This window comes from Phormidesmis priestleyi ULC007, assembly GCF_001895925.1.
GTDB classification, from domain to species: Bacteria; Cyanobacteriota; Cyanobacteriia; order Leptolyngbyales; family Leptolyngbyaceae; genus Phormidesmis_A; species Phormidesmis_A priestleyi_A.
This window is the reverse complement of record NZ_MPPI01000047.1, coordinates 20,708-35,326: the sequence shown is the minus strand read 5'-3', so window position 1 is coordinate 35,326 and position 14,619 is coordinate 20,708. Positions and strand designations below refer to the sequence as shown.

The following is a 14,619-nucleotide window of genomic DNA, read 5'->3' as shown; positions in this document are numbered from 1 at the left end:
CCCTTGTTCAGGGGTCATTTCGCGGGTTCTCAGAACGACTTCTATTAGATTGTCCAATTGAATGGCGAGGTTGGCACTGAGTATGAATACTCATCGCAAAGGTGGGATGCTCCCAGGAATCAGCCACAATATTGATATTGCCACCATTTCCTGTAGAGCCAGTATCAATAAAGTTCGAAACAAAGCTTCGGTCTCTAACCTGAATCTCACCTATAGCATCCAGAATAATATCTCCGGCTTGACTTTCCTGATTTCCTAGTGCTTCACGAATCCCAGCAAATAGATAACTATTGCGAGATATTCCTAAGTTGTGGGCATAAATGGAGATATTGCCACCATTTGCAGCCTGAACATCAATGAAAGCTTGATTGGTAACGGATACATCCGATCTTGCTATTCCATCCGGAAATCGCAAACTCCAGTTTTCATTCAGACCAATAATTCCTGGCTTTGCCAATCCCCCCAACTCAACTCGTCCTCCCCACGCATTCAACTGTCCACCATCGATCGTGACATTTCCCCCCAACAGCAAAAGCGACTCCCCATTTGGAACCTGCAATCCCAAAGTGTCGCTATCAGGCGAAATCGGCTGATTAGCCTGCACCACAATATTCCCAGCCGGAATCTGATTGAACAGAAATGCCGAAGGATCGATCGTCAGTAAGGCTGAAGGTATCTCTGGTTGTGTCGCACTGAATATCCCCCGATCGCCAAATTTCACCCCATTTGCCGTCGTCGCCACAAACGACCCTTGTACGTTCAAACTCGCATTGGCACCAAAGATCATGCCATTGGGATTAATCAAAAACAAGTTTGGACTACCCTGCCCAAATGTGCCGAGCGTGCCCAGAATTGTCGAAGCATTGCTACCTGTCACCCGTGCCAGAATATTTTGGATTGTCGCATCTGGATTAAAGAAATAGGCACCGCGCCCCGCACTGACATTGAACTCGCGAAAACTGTGGAATAAGTTCTGTCCGCGTTGGGCACCGCCGATGATCGCATCTACTGGAAATCCATTCGCATCCAGCGGCAAAACCACCGATCGTTCATTCCCCAACGTCTCATCTGGCACAATCACACTTTGGGCAACAGCGGGAAGTATGGAAATCACGATCGCCCCACTCATGCCCAAACCGATCGCGACTGCCATCTGCCAGGGTTGAGTTTTCATGCGATCGCCCTCCTTACCTCAATCCGGTGAATTGCTGCCATCGTACCAGTAGAACAGGCGATTGTATAATAGGCTCAGATCGATATAATGTTACATTTCACCAGGCATTGATCATGGCAACCATTGAAACGGCGATCGTGCTACAACAATCACTTTTGGAAGATGCAGAAGCGATTGCCCATCAGATGAATATTTCCCGCAGCCAACTATTAGAAATGGCTATAGCAGAGTTTGTCCAGCGCTATCAAGTTCGCCAATCGCTAAACCTGGAAAAAGTTAACGAGGCCTATACTGACGCTCCTGATCCAGATGATCAGCGGCTTCTGGCGGGAATGCGCCGTCTACATCGACAAGTATTGGAGAATGACGTTTGATTCAGCAAGGAGATATTTTTTGGATTGACCTGGAAGAACCAGTTGGCTCCAGTCCTGGCTATCGCCGTCCGCACGTTGTGATTCAAAATGATCGAATGAATTATAGCCAGGTTAACACTGTGATTGTTTGTGCATTAACAACAAATCTGAGACGTGCAAAGGCTCCAGGAAACGTTTTGCTTGAACTAGGAGAGGCAGATTTGCCAGATCAAAGCGTTGTCAACGTTTCCCAGATTTTTACTGTTGATAAGTCACAACTTGAAGAGAAAATTGGTACGCTTTCGATCGAGCGCATCCGTCAAATTCTGGAAGGAATTCGGCTATTGACAGACCCCTTGGAACCTGAATAAGCGATCTATTGAATACTGCCCGATCGCCCCACTTATGCCCAAACCGATCGCGGCTGCCATCTGCCAGGGTTGAGTTTTCATGCGATCGTTCCTGCGTTCAACCTACCCCTAATTTGTCCTGCTGACAAAAATTGGTACTCTCAGCTTTCTACAAGTTTTGCCAACTCTGAAGGAATCGCCCGATTGCGTACAATGAGTAATGGCCGGCCGCAGGGTTTGAGAATGGCAGACAGACTATTCCCTTGCTTGGGGCAGTTTCTAAACTATACCCACGATCATACCCATCCCAAAATTCTTGAACTGCTGCACGATCGAGCCACACAAACAGAAGAAAATTGACTAACTGTCGATCGCCACAGTTTTCGAGCCATTTTTGCGTGATTGACATAGGATCGCTATAGTTTTTGACGTTAGGCGATTTTCTATGTCCATTAAAAAGATTTTATCGATCGGACTCCTCATCTTCGTCCCGATCTCGATCGCGGCCGAGAAATTAGAATGGGGAACCCTGACGGTTTTCGTGACTTCGGCACTGGCGATCGTGCCTCTTGCCATTTGGTTAAGCACCGCGACTGAAGAAGTTGCTGTAGTCACAGGCCCGTCGGTTGGCGGGTTGCTCAATGCTGTGTTTGGCAACGCCACCGAACTGATTATTGGTTTAGTGGCCCTCAGAGCCGGGCTGATCGACATCGTAAAAGCTAGCATTACCGGAACCATTATTAGCAACTTGCTGCTAGCGATGGGGATGTCAATGTTTTTTGGCGGACTGCGATTTAAAGAGCAAGAATTTAAGCCGATCGTGGCGCGAGTCAATGGCTCGTCAATGACGCTGGCGGTGATTGCGATTTTGCTGCCATCAATGGCGTTTTATTTTGCTGGAGAAGTCGATACCTTGCCCGTTAAAGAACTCTCAACCACCGTCGCGATCGTGTTGATTGCGGTTTATGTGATGACGCTGATTTTCTCGCTCAAAACGCACAACTATTTATATGAGGTCGGCATCTCTGAACTCGAAGCAGACAGTGACGGCACCCTACACCAGCCTAATTTGCGGCTCTGGCTCGGCGTTTTACTCGCTTCGACGGTGGCAGTTGCTTATGAGTCTGAGATTTTTGTAGGTGTGGTTGAAGAAGCGACCAAAGGGTTAGGATTAACGCCTTTGTTTACTGGAGTGATTCTCTTACCATTGGTAGGAGGTGCCGCCGAGTATGTGACGGCTGTTGGCGTTGCGGTTAAAAATAATATGGATTTATCGGTATCGGTTGCAATGGGTTCTAGTTTGCTTGTTGCATTGTTAATGGCACCGATGTTGGTGTTAGTGGGGCAAGCGATCGGACAACCGATGGATCTCAGCTTTAACCCGTTTGAGGTGGTGGCTGTCACTGTTGCAGTGGTGGTTGCCAATCTGATTAGTTTAGACGGACGATCGAACTGGTTAGAAGGCGTACTTTTGTTGGCAACCTACGTGATCTTGGGCGCGGCGTTTTATTTTCAACCTGCTTAGGATCGTGGATTAAACAATATCGGTTACTTGCTAATGCCTACGGGCACAGCAGTGCCATGCCCCTACAACGACTTGACACCCCGAACCCGATCTCGATCGCGCTCACTCGCTACAATAAAGTCATGTCCCCTTTCGATCGTTCTGTGACAAAGCTTCCCAAAATCGTTCTTGTTGATGGTCACTCGCTGGCGTTTCGGGCCTATTTTGCCTTTGCTAAAGGGCGAGACGGCGGGCTTCGCACCTCAACGGGCGTTCCGACGAGCGTGTCTTATGGGTTTCTCAAAGCGCTGTTAGAAACGGTGGAGTTAGAAAAGCCAGACTATCTTGCGATCGCGTTCGATCTGGGCGGGCCGACGTTTCGCCATGAGGCAGACGACACTTATAAAGCCGATCGCCCCGAAACACCCGAAGATTTTATGCCCGACTTAGAAAATCTTCAAGAGTTGCTCAGGGCGATGAATTTGTCGATCGTCGTCACTCCCGGCTATGAAGCAGATGATGTGATCGGCACTTTGGCACACAAAGCGCGACGGGCTGGGTTTGATGTCAAGATTTTGAGCGGCGATCGTGATTTATTTCAGCTAGTTGATGCCGAAAATCACATCAAAATTCTCTATCTCAGCACCGTTTATGGCAAAGGGGTTCAGCCTCCCAGAGAGTTTGGGGTGCAAGAAGTCAAAGACAAAATGGGCGTGTTGCCTTCGCAAGTCGTTGACTTTAAGGCGCTGTGCGGCGATCCGTCTGACAATATTCCCGGTGTGAAAGGCATTGGTGAAAAGACGGCGGTGCAACTGCTTACCACTTACGGATCGTTAGAGAAAGTTTATGAATCGATCACTGACATTAAAGGTGCGGTCAAGAAAAAACTCGAAGACGGACGCGATGCTGCCTGTCATTCGCAGTGGATGGCGCAAATTCATTTGGATGTGCCGATCGACATTGATCCGGCTGCCTGCAAGCTTCAGGGCTTTGATGAAGAACACGTCACCGCACTGCTAGAAAAGTTTGAGTTTCGATCGTTCCTCAACAAAGTTAAAAAATGGCGTTCTCAACTCACCAGCGATGGCACCGAGTTGTCTGACGAAGGTGCGAAGGCGGCAGAAACCACTCCCACCCAAAAACCAGTTCCTCGCTATGGTGAAAGTGATGATCTGTGGTTTTTTAGTGCCGAAGACACCGCCAATGCTGAAAAAATTCAGCCCGTCATTCTCGCGCCGCGGATCATCAACACGCCTCAAAAACTCAGCGAACTGGTCGCCATTCTGCAAACCTGCACCGATGCAAAAACCCCCGTTGCTTGGGACACTGAAACCACTTCTTTAGAGCCACGAGATGCAGATTTAGTTGGCATCGGCTGCTGCTGGGCACCCGAAAAAGATACGGTGGCGTATATTCCGATCGGACACTTATCCGGCAAGAATTTAGACAAAGCTCTCGTGTTAGAAACGCTGCGTCCAATTCTAGAAAGTGCTGACTATCCCAAATCATTGCAGAATGCCAAGTTCGATCGCTTAGTGCTGCGATTCCAAGGCATTCACCTCGCGGGTGTGGTCTTTGACACCATGCTGGCGAGTTATGTCATTAATCCCGAAGGCAGTCACAAACTTGGCGATCTCAGTCAAACTTATTTAGGCATTCGAGCGCTTGACTATACTGACCTTGTGACTAAAGGCAAAACCCTGCCAGAGATTGACATTGCTGCGGTCGCCGACTATTGCGGCATGGATGTTTATAGCACGTTTCATCTCGTGCCCAAGCTGCGATCGCTCCTTGAACCCATTCCTCAATTACACCGTTTATTATTAGAAATCGAACAGCCATTAGAACCCGTTTTAGCTGAGGCTGAAGCCTGTGGAGTGCGGATCGATGAACAGTATTTGAATGACTTTTCAAAAACGTTAGAACACGATTTGCAATCACTTGAGCAACGCGCCTATGAAGCTGCCCAAGAAAAATTTAGTCTCGCTTCTCCTAAACAATTGAGTGAGTTGTTATTTGATCGGCTAGGACTCGATCGCAAGAAATCTCGCAAAATTAAAACCGGATTCTCAACCGATGCGGCAACGCTAGAAAAACTACAAGGCGATCATCCTGTAGTTGATTTAATTCTCGAACATCGGACGCTCTCAAAGTTAAAATCTACCTACGTGGATGCGTTGCCAAACCTGGTACGCCCCGATACGCATCGGGTTCACACCGACTTTAACCAAGCGGCAACTTCGACGGGTCGGCTGTCATCGTCTAGCCCCAACTTGCAAAACATCCCGATTCGGACTGCATTTAGCCGTCAGATTCGCAAAGCATTTATCCCTGCTGAAGGCTGGCTGATGGTAGCGGCAGATTATTCACAAATTGAGTTGAGAATTCTGGCACATCTCAGTCAAGAACCTATTCTGATCGAGACTTATCGAAATAATCAAGACGTGCACACGCTGACGGCGAAATTATTGCTCGAAAAAGATGACATCAGTTCTGAAGAACGGCGGTTAGCCAAAATTATCAACTTCGGCGTAATCTATGGCATGGGTGCCCAACGTTTTGCTAGAGAAGCTGGGGTTAGATCATCAGTCGCCAAAGAATTTATTGAGCGGTTTAACGATCGCTACTCCCGCGTTTTTGCTTATTTGCAGCAAATGCAGCGAGAAGCGATCGCCAATGGCTATGTCGAAACGATTCGCGGTCGTCGTCGTTATTTCAACTTTGCCAGCGATTCGCTGAAGCAGTTGCGCGGCGTTGATCCAAGCTCGATCGACCTGAGCAAAGTCAAAACTCGTGACCAGTTCGACGCGCAGCTTTTAAGAGCTGCCGCCAATGCTCCAATTCAGGGTTCTAGCGCCGACATTATCAAGATTGCGATGGTGACGCTGCACGAGTTGTTAAAGCAATATGAGGCGCGACTGCTGCTGCAAGTTCATGACGAACTGGTGTTTGAAGTTGCCCCCGACGCGTGGGAAGAATTGCAGCCTCAAATCAAATCTCAAATGGAAACCGCAGTTCAGTTAAGTGTGCCGTTGCTGGTCGAAATCCGCGCAGGTCAAAATTGGATGGACACTAAATAGAGCGTTGCTAAACTGCGGGATTTCTGGTTAAAAAGCTACCAGAAATCCCCATCCCCAATTCAGGCTGCAGAATTCAACCCCACTAACCTAACGTCAGTTCGACGAGGTTCTTCACTTCGTTTTGAGCGGCTTCAGCCCCCTAAATCCCCCATTCTGAGGCACTTTGAATCGGAACTCTTGGCTCAAAGTCCCCCAATTTTGGGGGATTTAGGGGGCTTCCCGGATTCACAACCGTAGCCAATCACTTCTGTCGAACTGACGTTAACCTAGCTATTGCCAAGTCGCTACCGGGCGCAAAACTGCCGGAATCTCTTCGGTGTCTGCCGGAAACTCTAATATCGTCTCCGACAACCCCAAATAACCCGATTCCGAAAACGAAAGCAGCATTCGTTGCAGGGCAAGCCAAACCTCTGGTTCATATTCCCAATCCCTCCCCCGGCTGGCTCGTCCTGCGATCGATTTCAGCGCCCAAAAATAGCTATTTCGCACCACCGATCCACCCTTTTTAAACGGGGGAACGTCTTCGTGATGCAGCAAAACAATCTCGTCTTCAAGTCTGGCTCTCATGATTTAAATCAGAAAGACCCTGAACTAGCAGACTGCTGTCGCCTAAGCTCAAGGTCTCATACTCAATAAAGATTGCTTTAGTAGCGCTCAGAGAAACTACTCCGCCCACCGCCACGATTGTCTTCACGGGGCTTCGCTTTGTTGACTCTTAAATCACGACCCATCCATTCTGCACCGTCTAATGCTTCGATCGCAGCCGCTTCTTGAGCGTCTGTTTCCATTTCAACAAACCCAAACCCACGCATACGACCCGTTTCACGATCGGTCGGAAGCTGAACCCGCTTTACTGCGCCATATTCCGAAAAGATAGTAGAAAGATCTTCTTGCGTAACCTCGTAAGAAAGGTTACCAACATAAATCGACATCGAAGGAAATCTCCAGAACCAGAAATTGCAGAGACGTTAGATTCGGAGATGCGCTTGTTAAGGAAAACAAGGCTGTCAACCGGATTTAACACCCTTCTTGACTTTAACACAAATCACCTAATCGCAATAGTACAGATTTTCAACGAATTCGATATAAATCTGTACTCTTTGTGCCTGTGCTTTTGAGATGATTCTGATCTAGAATCCTGAGCTGGTCTAGGTTTCCAGAACAACGACTAAGTACAGAATCAAACACAGTATTACGAGGTGAAAAATCTCCGCAGTTTAGGTCGATGTAGTTGCCATACATATAATAACTTCCCCACATTTCAACCTCGACATTCTTTTTGAGGAAATGCCACTTCTTCGTGTATGTTCCATCTGAATCAATTGTGATGGTCATAATTACTGAAGATGCCATTTGCGCTCTCCATGTACCAGCCACTAGGCGTATCGGAGCAGGAGAGGGTTGAACGGAGGGCCGAGTAGAAATGGGAGTAGGAACTGAAAGAGAGAGTCGAACGGAGGGCGTAGTAGGAATGGGAGTAGGAACTGGAGGAGGAGAGTTCCAAGTTTTTGGATCAGATCGCTGCCTCGTCATGTCAGTTATGCTAGAAGCCCCGATTCCAATGACAGTGATGATAAAAGCCCCAATTCCCATCAGGAAAAAGACTGCAATCCTCGTCCACTCAGACGATCGACGAAAAAAGAAGAAGCTAATAAACGAAAGTGCGGCTACGGTTAAAGCACTGATGCCTAATGGGGATTTTGACGCTGCTGCAATAATGTCTGGGAGATTTGTGAAAAAGGCTACCATTGTGATTCCCTCGCTGATGGTGTTGTAACCGTGCCATAGCTGGTAGTTTCATAGCCAGCGATCGCGACAAGCGCAGAAAGATCATGGGCGATCGCTAGGTGCAAGATGAAAATTAATTCGCCTTAACCCATCGACAGTAGAGCTTGGAATTCTCATCTAGCAGCCATTGAGCCACTAATTTGCCTTGAACTGCTGATTCATGAGCGCGATCAATCGACGAAGTGTTTGCTGATTGAGCTTGACTATCGGGAGCAGCGATCGCAGGAGATTGAACGATGAGTTGAGACATGGTTAGACTCCGTGTGGAATAGACGACTGAAGCGGTGTTAGCCTATTTCACACTTGGGCATCGGAGATTATGCAACCTGTCTGAAGTATTACTAATCGAACGTCTAAAGTTAAATCACGCGCTCCGTGGCACACTACTAAGAGAGACTCTAGAAAAGCTTATGACTGCCCCACAAATTTCCCCTTATGGATCTTGGAAATCGCCAATCACCTCAGATTTGATTGTCGCTGGCTCGATCGGGCTAGGGCAAATCAAGCTCGATCGTCAAGACATTTATTGGAGCGAGTCACGCCCTAGTGAAGGCGGACGCAATGTAATCATGCACCGCTCACCAGAAGGAATCACCACTGAGAAAACGCCGCTCCCCTTCAACGCCCGGACTCGTGTGCATGAATATGGAGGCGGAGCGTTTTTAGCTGCCGATGGCGTAGTCTATTTCTCTAACTTCTCCGATCAGCGTCTCTATCGTCAATCTGGTGATGCCGCTCCTCTGCCTTTAACGTCGGCTGAATCGTTACGCTATGCAGATGCCGTGTTCGATCGCGCTCACAATCGCTTAATTTGCGTGAGAGAAGATCATCAAGTTGCTGATCGCGAAGCTGTTAATACGATCGTTGCTATTCCGCTGGGCGAAGCCGAAGCCGAGCAGACGATTCTCGCATCTGGACATGATTTCTACGCCTCTCCGCGCCTCAGCCCTGATGGTTTATCTCTCGCTTGGATTTCGTGGAATCACCCCAACATGCCGTGGGATGGCACTGACTTATGGGTGGCTCACGTTCAGTCAGATGGCAGTCTGAGCGACCCTCAACATATTGCAGGCGGCAAACAAGAATCAATTTTTCAGCCTGAATGGTCGCCCGATGGTGTGCTTTATTTTGTCAGCGATCGCGCAGGTTGGTGGAACTTCGATCGCTGGCATCCTCAAGGTGAAGTCGAGTCTGTCCTGACGTTAGAAGCAGAATTTGGCTTGCCCCAGTGGGTGTTTGGCATGTCTACTTATGGGTTTGCTGACAGCGATAAAATTCTCTGCACCTACACTCAAAACGGTATCAGCCACTTAGCAATTCTGGACTTAACCACTCGTGAGCTTGCACCCCTTGATTGTCCTTATACCAGCATTGCAGGGCTGCAAGTTAATCAAGGTCAAGCTGCTTTTGTGGGCGGGTCAGCGACAGAACCGTCTGCGATCGTGCAGTTGGATCTCACCGCTAAAACCTTTAAAGTCTTGCAGCGCGCCAGCGAGTTGTCGATCGATGCCAGTTATCTCTCGGCTCCTGAAGCGATCGAATTTCCGACTGAAAACGGCTTAACCGCTTACGCCCTTTACTATGCGCCTAAAAATCGTGACTACACCGCTCCAAACGGCGAACGTCCTCCACTTTTGGTCAAAAGTCACGGCGGCCCTACGGCATCTACGTCTGCCTCTTTAAACTTAGGCATTCAATATTGGACAAGTCGCGGATTTGCCGTGCTTGATGTCAACTATGGCGGTAGCACAGGCTATGGTCGCGCTTATCGGCAACGCCTCAACAACCAATGGGGCATTGTCGATGTTGACGACTGCGCCAACGGTGCCAAATATTTAACAGCGCAAGGCAAAGTTGACGGCGATCGCTTAGTCATTGCAGGCGGCAGTGCAGGCGGCTACACAACCCTTTGTGCCCTCACCTTCCGCAACACTTTTAAGGCAGGAGCGAGCTATTATGGGGTGAGCGATCTCAAAGCATTAGCAGAAGACACCCACAAGTTTGAGTCGCGCTATTTAGATAGTTTGATAGGTGCCTATCCTGCACAAAAGGACTTGTATGATCAGCGATCGCCCATCAGCGCTGTCGATCGTCTCGCCTGCCCGGTAATCTTCTTCCAGGGTGACGAAGACAAGATCGTGCCGCCCAACCAAGCCGAAATGATGGTGAATGCACTTCGTGACAAAGGGATTCCCGTCGCTTATGTGCTGTTTGAAGGAGAGCAGCACGGCTTTCGCAAGGCTGAGAACATCAAGCGGGCACTAGATGGGGAGTTTTACTTTTACTCGCGAGTGTTTAAGTTTTACCCAGCCGAACACATTGATGCGGTGACGATCGACAACCTTCCCTGAGTTTTAGGGTTGTTCACAGAGAGAATCGATATCTGTTTCAGTGGGGTTTTTGGCATGTAGTTCAACCAAAGCATCCCGCTGAAACCGCAACACGCGAGACAGTGAATTTCGCGAACTCTCAGAGGTAAAGACGGATAGGGTGATGTTACTCAGATCCGGATCTATAACCCGTTTCACTGTACAAATTTGCATCTTGTTATTGCAGTAAGCAATGATGCGATCGCCCGACTGGATATCATTTGCTTGAATTTTCAATGGAAACTCAACCTTTGTAGTGAATTACTCCAGGCAGTTGCATTTAGAGCTTCTGCTGGGAGGCTTATGTAATGGGCTAGTTGCTTTTTCTGAGCGTCACTCAATGTGTAGCTAATTTCTTCTGACGCTCAAAAACTGACACTGGATATTGCATTGAGTTAAGTAACATATTCTTTACTATACCTCAAAAAAGTGCGGATTCTACCAAACTCGATGTCTTACTGTCAAGGCAGCTTTTAATGAAAGTTGCTCTAAGCATTACAAGCACCCAAACTTAGACCCAATCAAGCCAATTTTTAAAACTAAAAACTGATGAGTTAACGCGATGTGCGACTTTCCTAAAATTGCCCAAAAGCATCCCTCACCCTAGCCCTCTCCCACAGGAGAGGGAACCAGAGACTACTTGAAAGTCCCTCTCCTGGGAGAGGGGTTTGGGGTGAGGGTTCTTAGTCGCACATCACATGAGTTGTGAATTGTTTTAACTCACAATTCCTCAGCTTTTTTAAACCTCAACTAGCTGGTTGTCTTGCCGCAAACACGCCTCAATAAAGACATCTAATTCTCCATTCATCACATCTTGAATGGCGGTGGTTTCGACCCCTGTGCGGAGATCTTTTACCATCTGATAGGGGTGAAACACATAGTTGCGAATCTGGTTGCCCCAAGCTGCTTCTACAATGTCTCCGCGAATGTCAGCGACTTCTTTGGCTTTCTGTTCTTGAGCGATGATCAACAGCTTGGCTTTGAGAATGACGAGGGCTTTTTCTTTGTTTTGAAGCTGCGATCGCTCCTCAGTACACCTCACTGCAATCCCCGTCGGCAGGTGAGTAATTCGCACAGCAGTTTCAACTTTGTTGACGTTTTGTCCGCCCTTGCCGCCAGCGCGAGAAGTCGTAATCTCCAAATCTTTATCGGGGATGTCTAACTTCACAGATGTATCGATCATCGGCATCACTTCCACCCCAGCAAAGCTGGTTTGCCGCTTGTCATTGGCGTTAAATGGCGAAATTCGCACGAGGCGATGGGTGCCCTTTTCGACCTTGAGATAACCGTAGGCATAGTTGCCGTCAATCTCTAATGTGGCGGACTTAATGCCTGCTTCGTCGCCCTCTGATTCTTCAGTAAGATGCACTTTATAGCCGTGAGATTCACCCCAGCGGGTATACATTCGCAGCAGCATCTCTGCCCAATCTTGAGCGTCAGTGCCGCCAGCCCCCGCATTAATCGTGAGAATGGCACCCTTAGCATCGTAGGTGCCTGAGAGCATTTGCTGAAGCTCCCACTGATCGAGTTCTTGCTTGAGTTGGCGAGTTTTTTGCTGGCCTTCTTCGAGCAGCGAGTCATCCATTTCTAGCTCCAGCAATTCTAGAATCGTCTGGGCATCGACGAGGTGAGTTTGCCATTGCTGAAACTGCTGAAGATGCGATTTATAGTCGTTGAGTTCTTGCAAAATCTGTTGAGCTTTTGTCTGGTCTTCCCACAGTTCGGGTTGGGCGGCGACTTGCTCTAAATCTTGAATTTTTGCGGTCAGGGCAGGAACGTCAAAGATACTCCTGAGTTTTACCCAGGCGCTCAGATAACACTTCAACGTCACGCTTTAGTTCTACAGTATCCATACGATCGATCGTTTCCTTGAACAGTATTGTTTATTTTAGCGGCAGTTCGATTAGAGTTGTGTCATTAATCAGCACTCAGCCACAAACATGGGAGATCTAGAACACCCATTTCAGTCGTTCCTCAACGCGCTTTACCTCAAATATAAGCCTTTAACCGACGGGGCGCTTGCCAGCTATATTCCTGAATTGGCGAAGGTTGATCCTGACTGCTTCAGCATTTGTGTCGTCACAGTAGACGGTCGGATCTTTGAAGTTGGAGACGCTGATCAGCTATTCACGATTCAGTCGATCTCAAAGGTGTTTGTTTATGGCATGGCGCTGGCAGAACACGGGCGCGACAAAGTGCTGGCTAAAGTGGGCGTTGAGCCTACGGGCGACCCGTTTAACTCGCTGATTCGACTGGATGAATCGTCGAAGCGACCCGATAACCCAATGGTGAATGCGGGCGCGATCGCCACCACCAGTCTGATCAAAGGCACCGGAGCCACAGAGCGTTTAAACCGAATGCTCGATATGTTTCGGCACTATATCGGGCGGGATGTCTATATCGATATGTCGGTGTTTATGTCGGAGCGATCGACGGGGCACCGTAACCGAGCCATGGCCCACTTGATGCGGCATTTTGGCATGATCGACGAGAAAATCGACGAAGCGCTCGATCTCTATTTTCAGCAATGTTCGCTGATGGTCAACTGTCGCGATCTGGCAGTGATGGCGGCAACCTTAGCCAACAAAGGCGTGAATCCGATGACGGGCGATCGCGCCATCCCGTCTCACTACATTCGAGATGTGTTGTCGGTGATGTACACCTGCGGAATGTATAACTTTGCAGGTGAATGGGCGTATAAAGTTGGAATTCCTGCCAAGAGTGGGGTTTCGGGCGGCATTATCGCAGTGGTTCCTAATCAAGTCGGCATCGCGGTTTTTTCGCCGCCGTTGGATGCACACGGCAGTAGCGTCCGTGGACTTAAAGTCTGCGAAGACTTGGCGCGTGAGTTTGAGTTGCACATGTTTGACTTGCCGATGGGCTGCTCTCACTTTCGGCAGACATTGGCAAACGAACCGTAACAAATCTATTTTTTGTGTCAGCCAACACGCTATAGTCACGGCAGAGGCGTTTGCCTCGCAGTTTTTTACTGGGCAATCGTCTAGGAGAGAGTAATGGTCAGAAGACAACCCGCCGCTAATTCCCGCAAGACAACTCCTCGCAAGCCGCCCCAGACTCCTGTCGTAGATGCGGAATTGCTGCCTGAAGACGCGAAGACAGTCATCAAGCCAGATGATCTGGAGTTGAAAGATGAGTGGGCGAGCGCACCCGTTGATGTTGAAGTTTCTGAAGTCATTGCATCTGAGCCAGCCCCTTCGACCCCAGCAGAGCCTGAGCTTGAAACCACTGTCGTCCCTGCGTTAGAAGCAAATCTGATGGCGCTCAAAGAGTCTTTAGAGCAGTCAAATCAAAAAGAGCAGCTTCTGCAAAAAAGCGTTGAAGACCTGCGATCGCAGCTTGATGAGCAAAAAATGCTGGTGCAAAATCTGCAAACCAATCTAGACAAGGCAAATAAAATTCAGTCAGAGCTAGATAAAACTCAAAAAGAAGCGCTGAAATTAGCCGAATCGAATCAAGCACTGATTGACGAAAATAAAGCCCTCAAGCAAGAACAGCAAACGCTGAAAGTAGAACTCGCAACCAAAGCAAAATCTGCACAGCTAACGGTTCAGCCTAGCCCTGCACAGCCTGCCGCTGAGAGCAGACAAGACAGTCTTCGCAGACATCAGGCAGCGACCCTTGCCCGTCCGGTTTTCCCCAATGATCCGATGCAAAACAGTTTCTCAGATCAAGATATTGGCTGGTTTGATTAGGATCGTGAATTAGATCATGTCGGTCACTTGCAAGGTTAATGGGCACTGCCGTGCTATGGCCATACGCAAATTCTGATCTTAATTTAACGTCAGTTCGCTGAGTTCTTTCGCTTCGTTCTTCAGCGCTTCAACCCCCTAAATCCCCCAGTTCTGGGAGACTTTAAGCCCAGAATTTAGGTTCAAAGTTCCCAATCTTGGGGGATTTGGGGGGCAACCCGGATTGGCAACCGCAGCGAAAAGCTTCATCGAATTCACGTTAATTTAATTCACAATTTTCAGTGAGTTAGC

13 protein-coding genes are annotated in these 14,619 nt (G+C 48.4%); 8 read left to right on the top strand and 5 right to left on the bottom strand.

Annotated features, from left to right (window positions below; genetic code table 11):
• Nucleotides 1–7: 7 nt before the first annotated feature.
• Nucleotides 8–1,174: a filamentous hemagglutinin N-terminal domain-containing protein gene (locus tag BRW63_RS23630; RefSeq protein ID WP_073074834.1), complete on the bottom strand. Its 1,167-nt coding sequence runs from the start codon at nt 1,172–1,174 to the stop codon at nt 8–10.
• Between the two features lie 113 nt (nt 1,175–1,287).
• Here BRW63_RS23630 and BRW63_RS23625 point away from each other — a divergent pair, with 113 nt between their 5' ends.
• The 4 genes from BRW63_RS23625 to polA all read left to right on the top strand — a co-directional run bounded on the left by BRW63_RS23625 (nt 1,288) and on the right by polA (nt 6,461).
• Nucleotides 1,288–1,548 (top strand): hypothetical protein, encoded by a 261-nt coding sequence (locus BRW63_RS23625; protein ID WP_073074833.1) that lies wholly within the window; start codon nt 1,288–1,290, stop codon nt 1,546–1,548.
• On the top strand, nt 1,545–1,898 hold the full coding sequence (locus BRW63_RS23620) for a type II toxin-antitoxin system PemK/MazF family toxin (RefSeq protein ID WP_073074832.1): 354 nt from the start codon (nt 1,545–1,547) through the stop codon (nt 1,896–1,898). Before BRW63_RS23625 ends, BRW63_RS23620 begins: the two co-directional genes overlap by 4 nt.
• A gap of 424 nt (nt 1,899–2,322) precedes the next feature.
• Nucleotides 2,323–3,402: a calcium/proton exchanger gene (gene cax / locus BRW63_RS23610; protein ID WP_073074830.1), complete on the top strand. Its 1,080-nt coding sequence runs from the start codon at nt 2,323–2,325 to the stop codon at nt 3,400–3,402.
• A 56-nt stretch (nt 3,403–3,458) separates the two neighbouring features.
• Entirely contained in the window at nt 3,459–6,461 is a 3,003-nt protein-coding gene (gene polA / locus BRW63_RS23605) for a DNA polymerase I (protein WP_317615843.1), read from the top strand.
• A gap of 270 nt (nt 6,462–6,731) precedes the next feature.
• Here the strand turns inward: polA and BRW63_RS23600 are convergent, their stop codons facing one another.
• Both BRW63_RS23600 and BRW63_RS23595 read right to left on the bottom strand, forming a co-directional pair.
• Nucleotides 6,732–7,028, bottom strand: a complete 297-nt coding sequence (locus BRW63_RS23600; protein WP_073074829.1) for a hypothetical protein — start codon at nt 7,026–7,028, stop codon at nt 6,732–6,734.
• Nucleotides 7,029–7,105: 77 nt separating this feature from the next.
• Nucleotides 7,106–7,393, bottom strand: a complete 288-nt coding sequence (locus tag BRW63_RS23595; RefSeq protein WP_073074828.1) for an RNA recognition motif domain-containing protein — start codon at nt 7,391–7,393, stop codon at nt 7,106–7,108.
• Nucleotides 7,394–7,884: 491 nt separating this feature from the next.
• Here BRW63_RS23595 and BRW63_RS23590 point away from each other — a divergent pair, with 491 nt between their 5' ends.
• The gene (locus BRW63_RS23590; protein WP_073074827.1) at nt 7,885–8,238 is read left to right on the top strand and encodes a hypothetical protein; all 354 of its coding nucleotides are present in this window, start codon (nt 7,885–7,887) and stop codon (nt 8,236–8,238) included.
• An 84-nt stretch (nt 8,239–8,322) separates the two neighbouring features.
• On the opposite strand, the gene BRW63_RS28575 is transcribed toward BRW63_RS23590, so the two are convergent.
• The gene (locus BRW63_RS28575; protein WP_181314477.1) at nt 8,323–8,499 is read right to left on the bottom strand and encodes a hypothetical protein; all 177 of its coding nucleotides are present in this window, start codon (nt 8,497–8,499) and stop codon (nt 8,323–8,325) included.
• A 160-nt stretch (nt 8,500–8,659) separates the two neighbouring features.
• Between BRW63_RS28575 and BRW63_RS23585 the strand changes: the two genes are divergently transcribed.
• Nucleotides 8,660–10,600 (top strand): S9 family peptidase, encoded by a 1,941-nt coding sequence (locus tag BRW63_RS23585; protein ID WP_073074826.1) that lies wholly within the window; start codon nt 8,660–8,662, stop codon nt 10,598–10,600.
• A gap of 757 nt (nt 10,601–11,357) precedes the next feature.
• Here the strand turns inward: BRW63_RS23585 and prfB are convergent.
• Nucleotides 11,358–12,471 (bottom strand): peptide chain release factor 2 gene (gene prfB, locus BRW63_RS23575; RefSeq protein WP_143162109.1). Its coding sequence is split into 2 segments (ribosomal slippage): nt 11,358–12,398 and nt 12,400–12,471, totalling 1,113 coding nucleotides; the frame shifts between segments, so codons are not numbered across the junction.
• A gap of 87 nt (nt 12,472–12,558) precedes the next feature.
• Here prfB and glsA point away from each other — a divergent pair.
• Nucleotides 12,559–13,539 carry a glutaminase A gene (glsA, locus tag BRW63_RS23570; RefSeq protein WP_073074824.1) on the top strand — a complete coding sequence of 327 codons (981 nt, stop codon included), beginning with the start codon at nt 12,559–12,561 and terminating at the stop codon, nt 13,537–13,539.
• Between the two features lie 93 nt (nt 13,540–13,632).
• Nucleotides 13,633–14,331 (top strand): hypothetical protein, encoded by a 699-nt coding sequence (locus tag BRW63_RS23565; protein ID WP_073074823.1) that lies wholly within the window; start codon nt 13,633–13,635, stop codon nt 14,329–14,331.
• Nucleotides 14,332–14,619 lie beyond the last annotated feature (288 nt).

What these genes read in the sequence shown, in the direction of transcription:
- BRW63_RS23630 (WP_073074834.1), bottom strand. Translation starts at nt 1,174, where the DNA reads ATGAAAACTCAACCCTGGCAGATGGCAGTCGCGATCGGTTTGGGCATG.
- BRW63_RS23625 (WP_073074833.1), top strand. Translation starts at nt 1,288, where the DNA reads ATGGCAACCATTGAAACGGCGATCGTGCTACAACAATCACTTTTGGAA.
- cax (WP_073074830.1), top strand. Translation starts at nt 2,323, where the DNA reads ATGTCCATTAAAAAGATTTTATCGATCGGACTCCTCATCTTCGTCCCG.
- polA (WP_317615843.1), top strand. Translation starts at nt 3,459, where the DNA reads ATGCCCCTACAACGACTTGACACCCCGAACCCGATCTCGATCGCGCTC.
- BRW63_RS23600 (WP_073074829.1), bottom strand. Translation starts at nt 7,028, where the DNA reads ATGAGAGCCAGACTTGAAGACGAGATTGTTTTGCTGCATCACGAAGAC.
- BRW63_RS23595 (WP_073074828.1), bottom strand. Translation starts at nt 7,393, where the DNA reads ATGTCGATTTATGTTGGTAACCTTTCTTACGAGGTTACGCAAGAAGAT.
- BRW63_RS23590 (WP_073074827.1), top strand. Translation starts at nt 7,885, where the DNA reads ATGGGAGTAGGAACTGAAAGAGAGAGTCGAACGGAGGGCGTAGTAGGA.
- BRW63_RS28575 (WP_181314477.1), bottom strand. Translation starts at nt 8,499, where the DNA reads ATGTCTCAACTCATCGTTCAATCTCCTGCGATCGCTGCTCCCGATAGT.
- BRW63_RS23585 (WP_073074826.1), top strand. Translation starts at nt 8,660, where the DNA reads ATGACTGCCCCACAAATTTCCCCTTATGGATCTTGGAAATCGCCAATC.
- glsA (WP_073074824.1), top strand. Translation starts at nt 12,559, where the DNA reads ATGGGAGATCTAGAACACCCATTTCAGTCGTTCCTCAACGCGCTTTAC.
- BRW63_RS23565 (WP_073074823.1), top strand. Translation starts at nt 13,633, where the DNA reads ATGGTCAGAAGACAACCCGCCGCTAATTCCCGCAAGACAACTCCTCGC.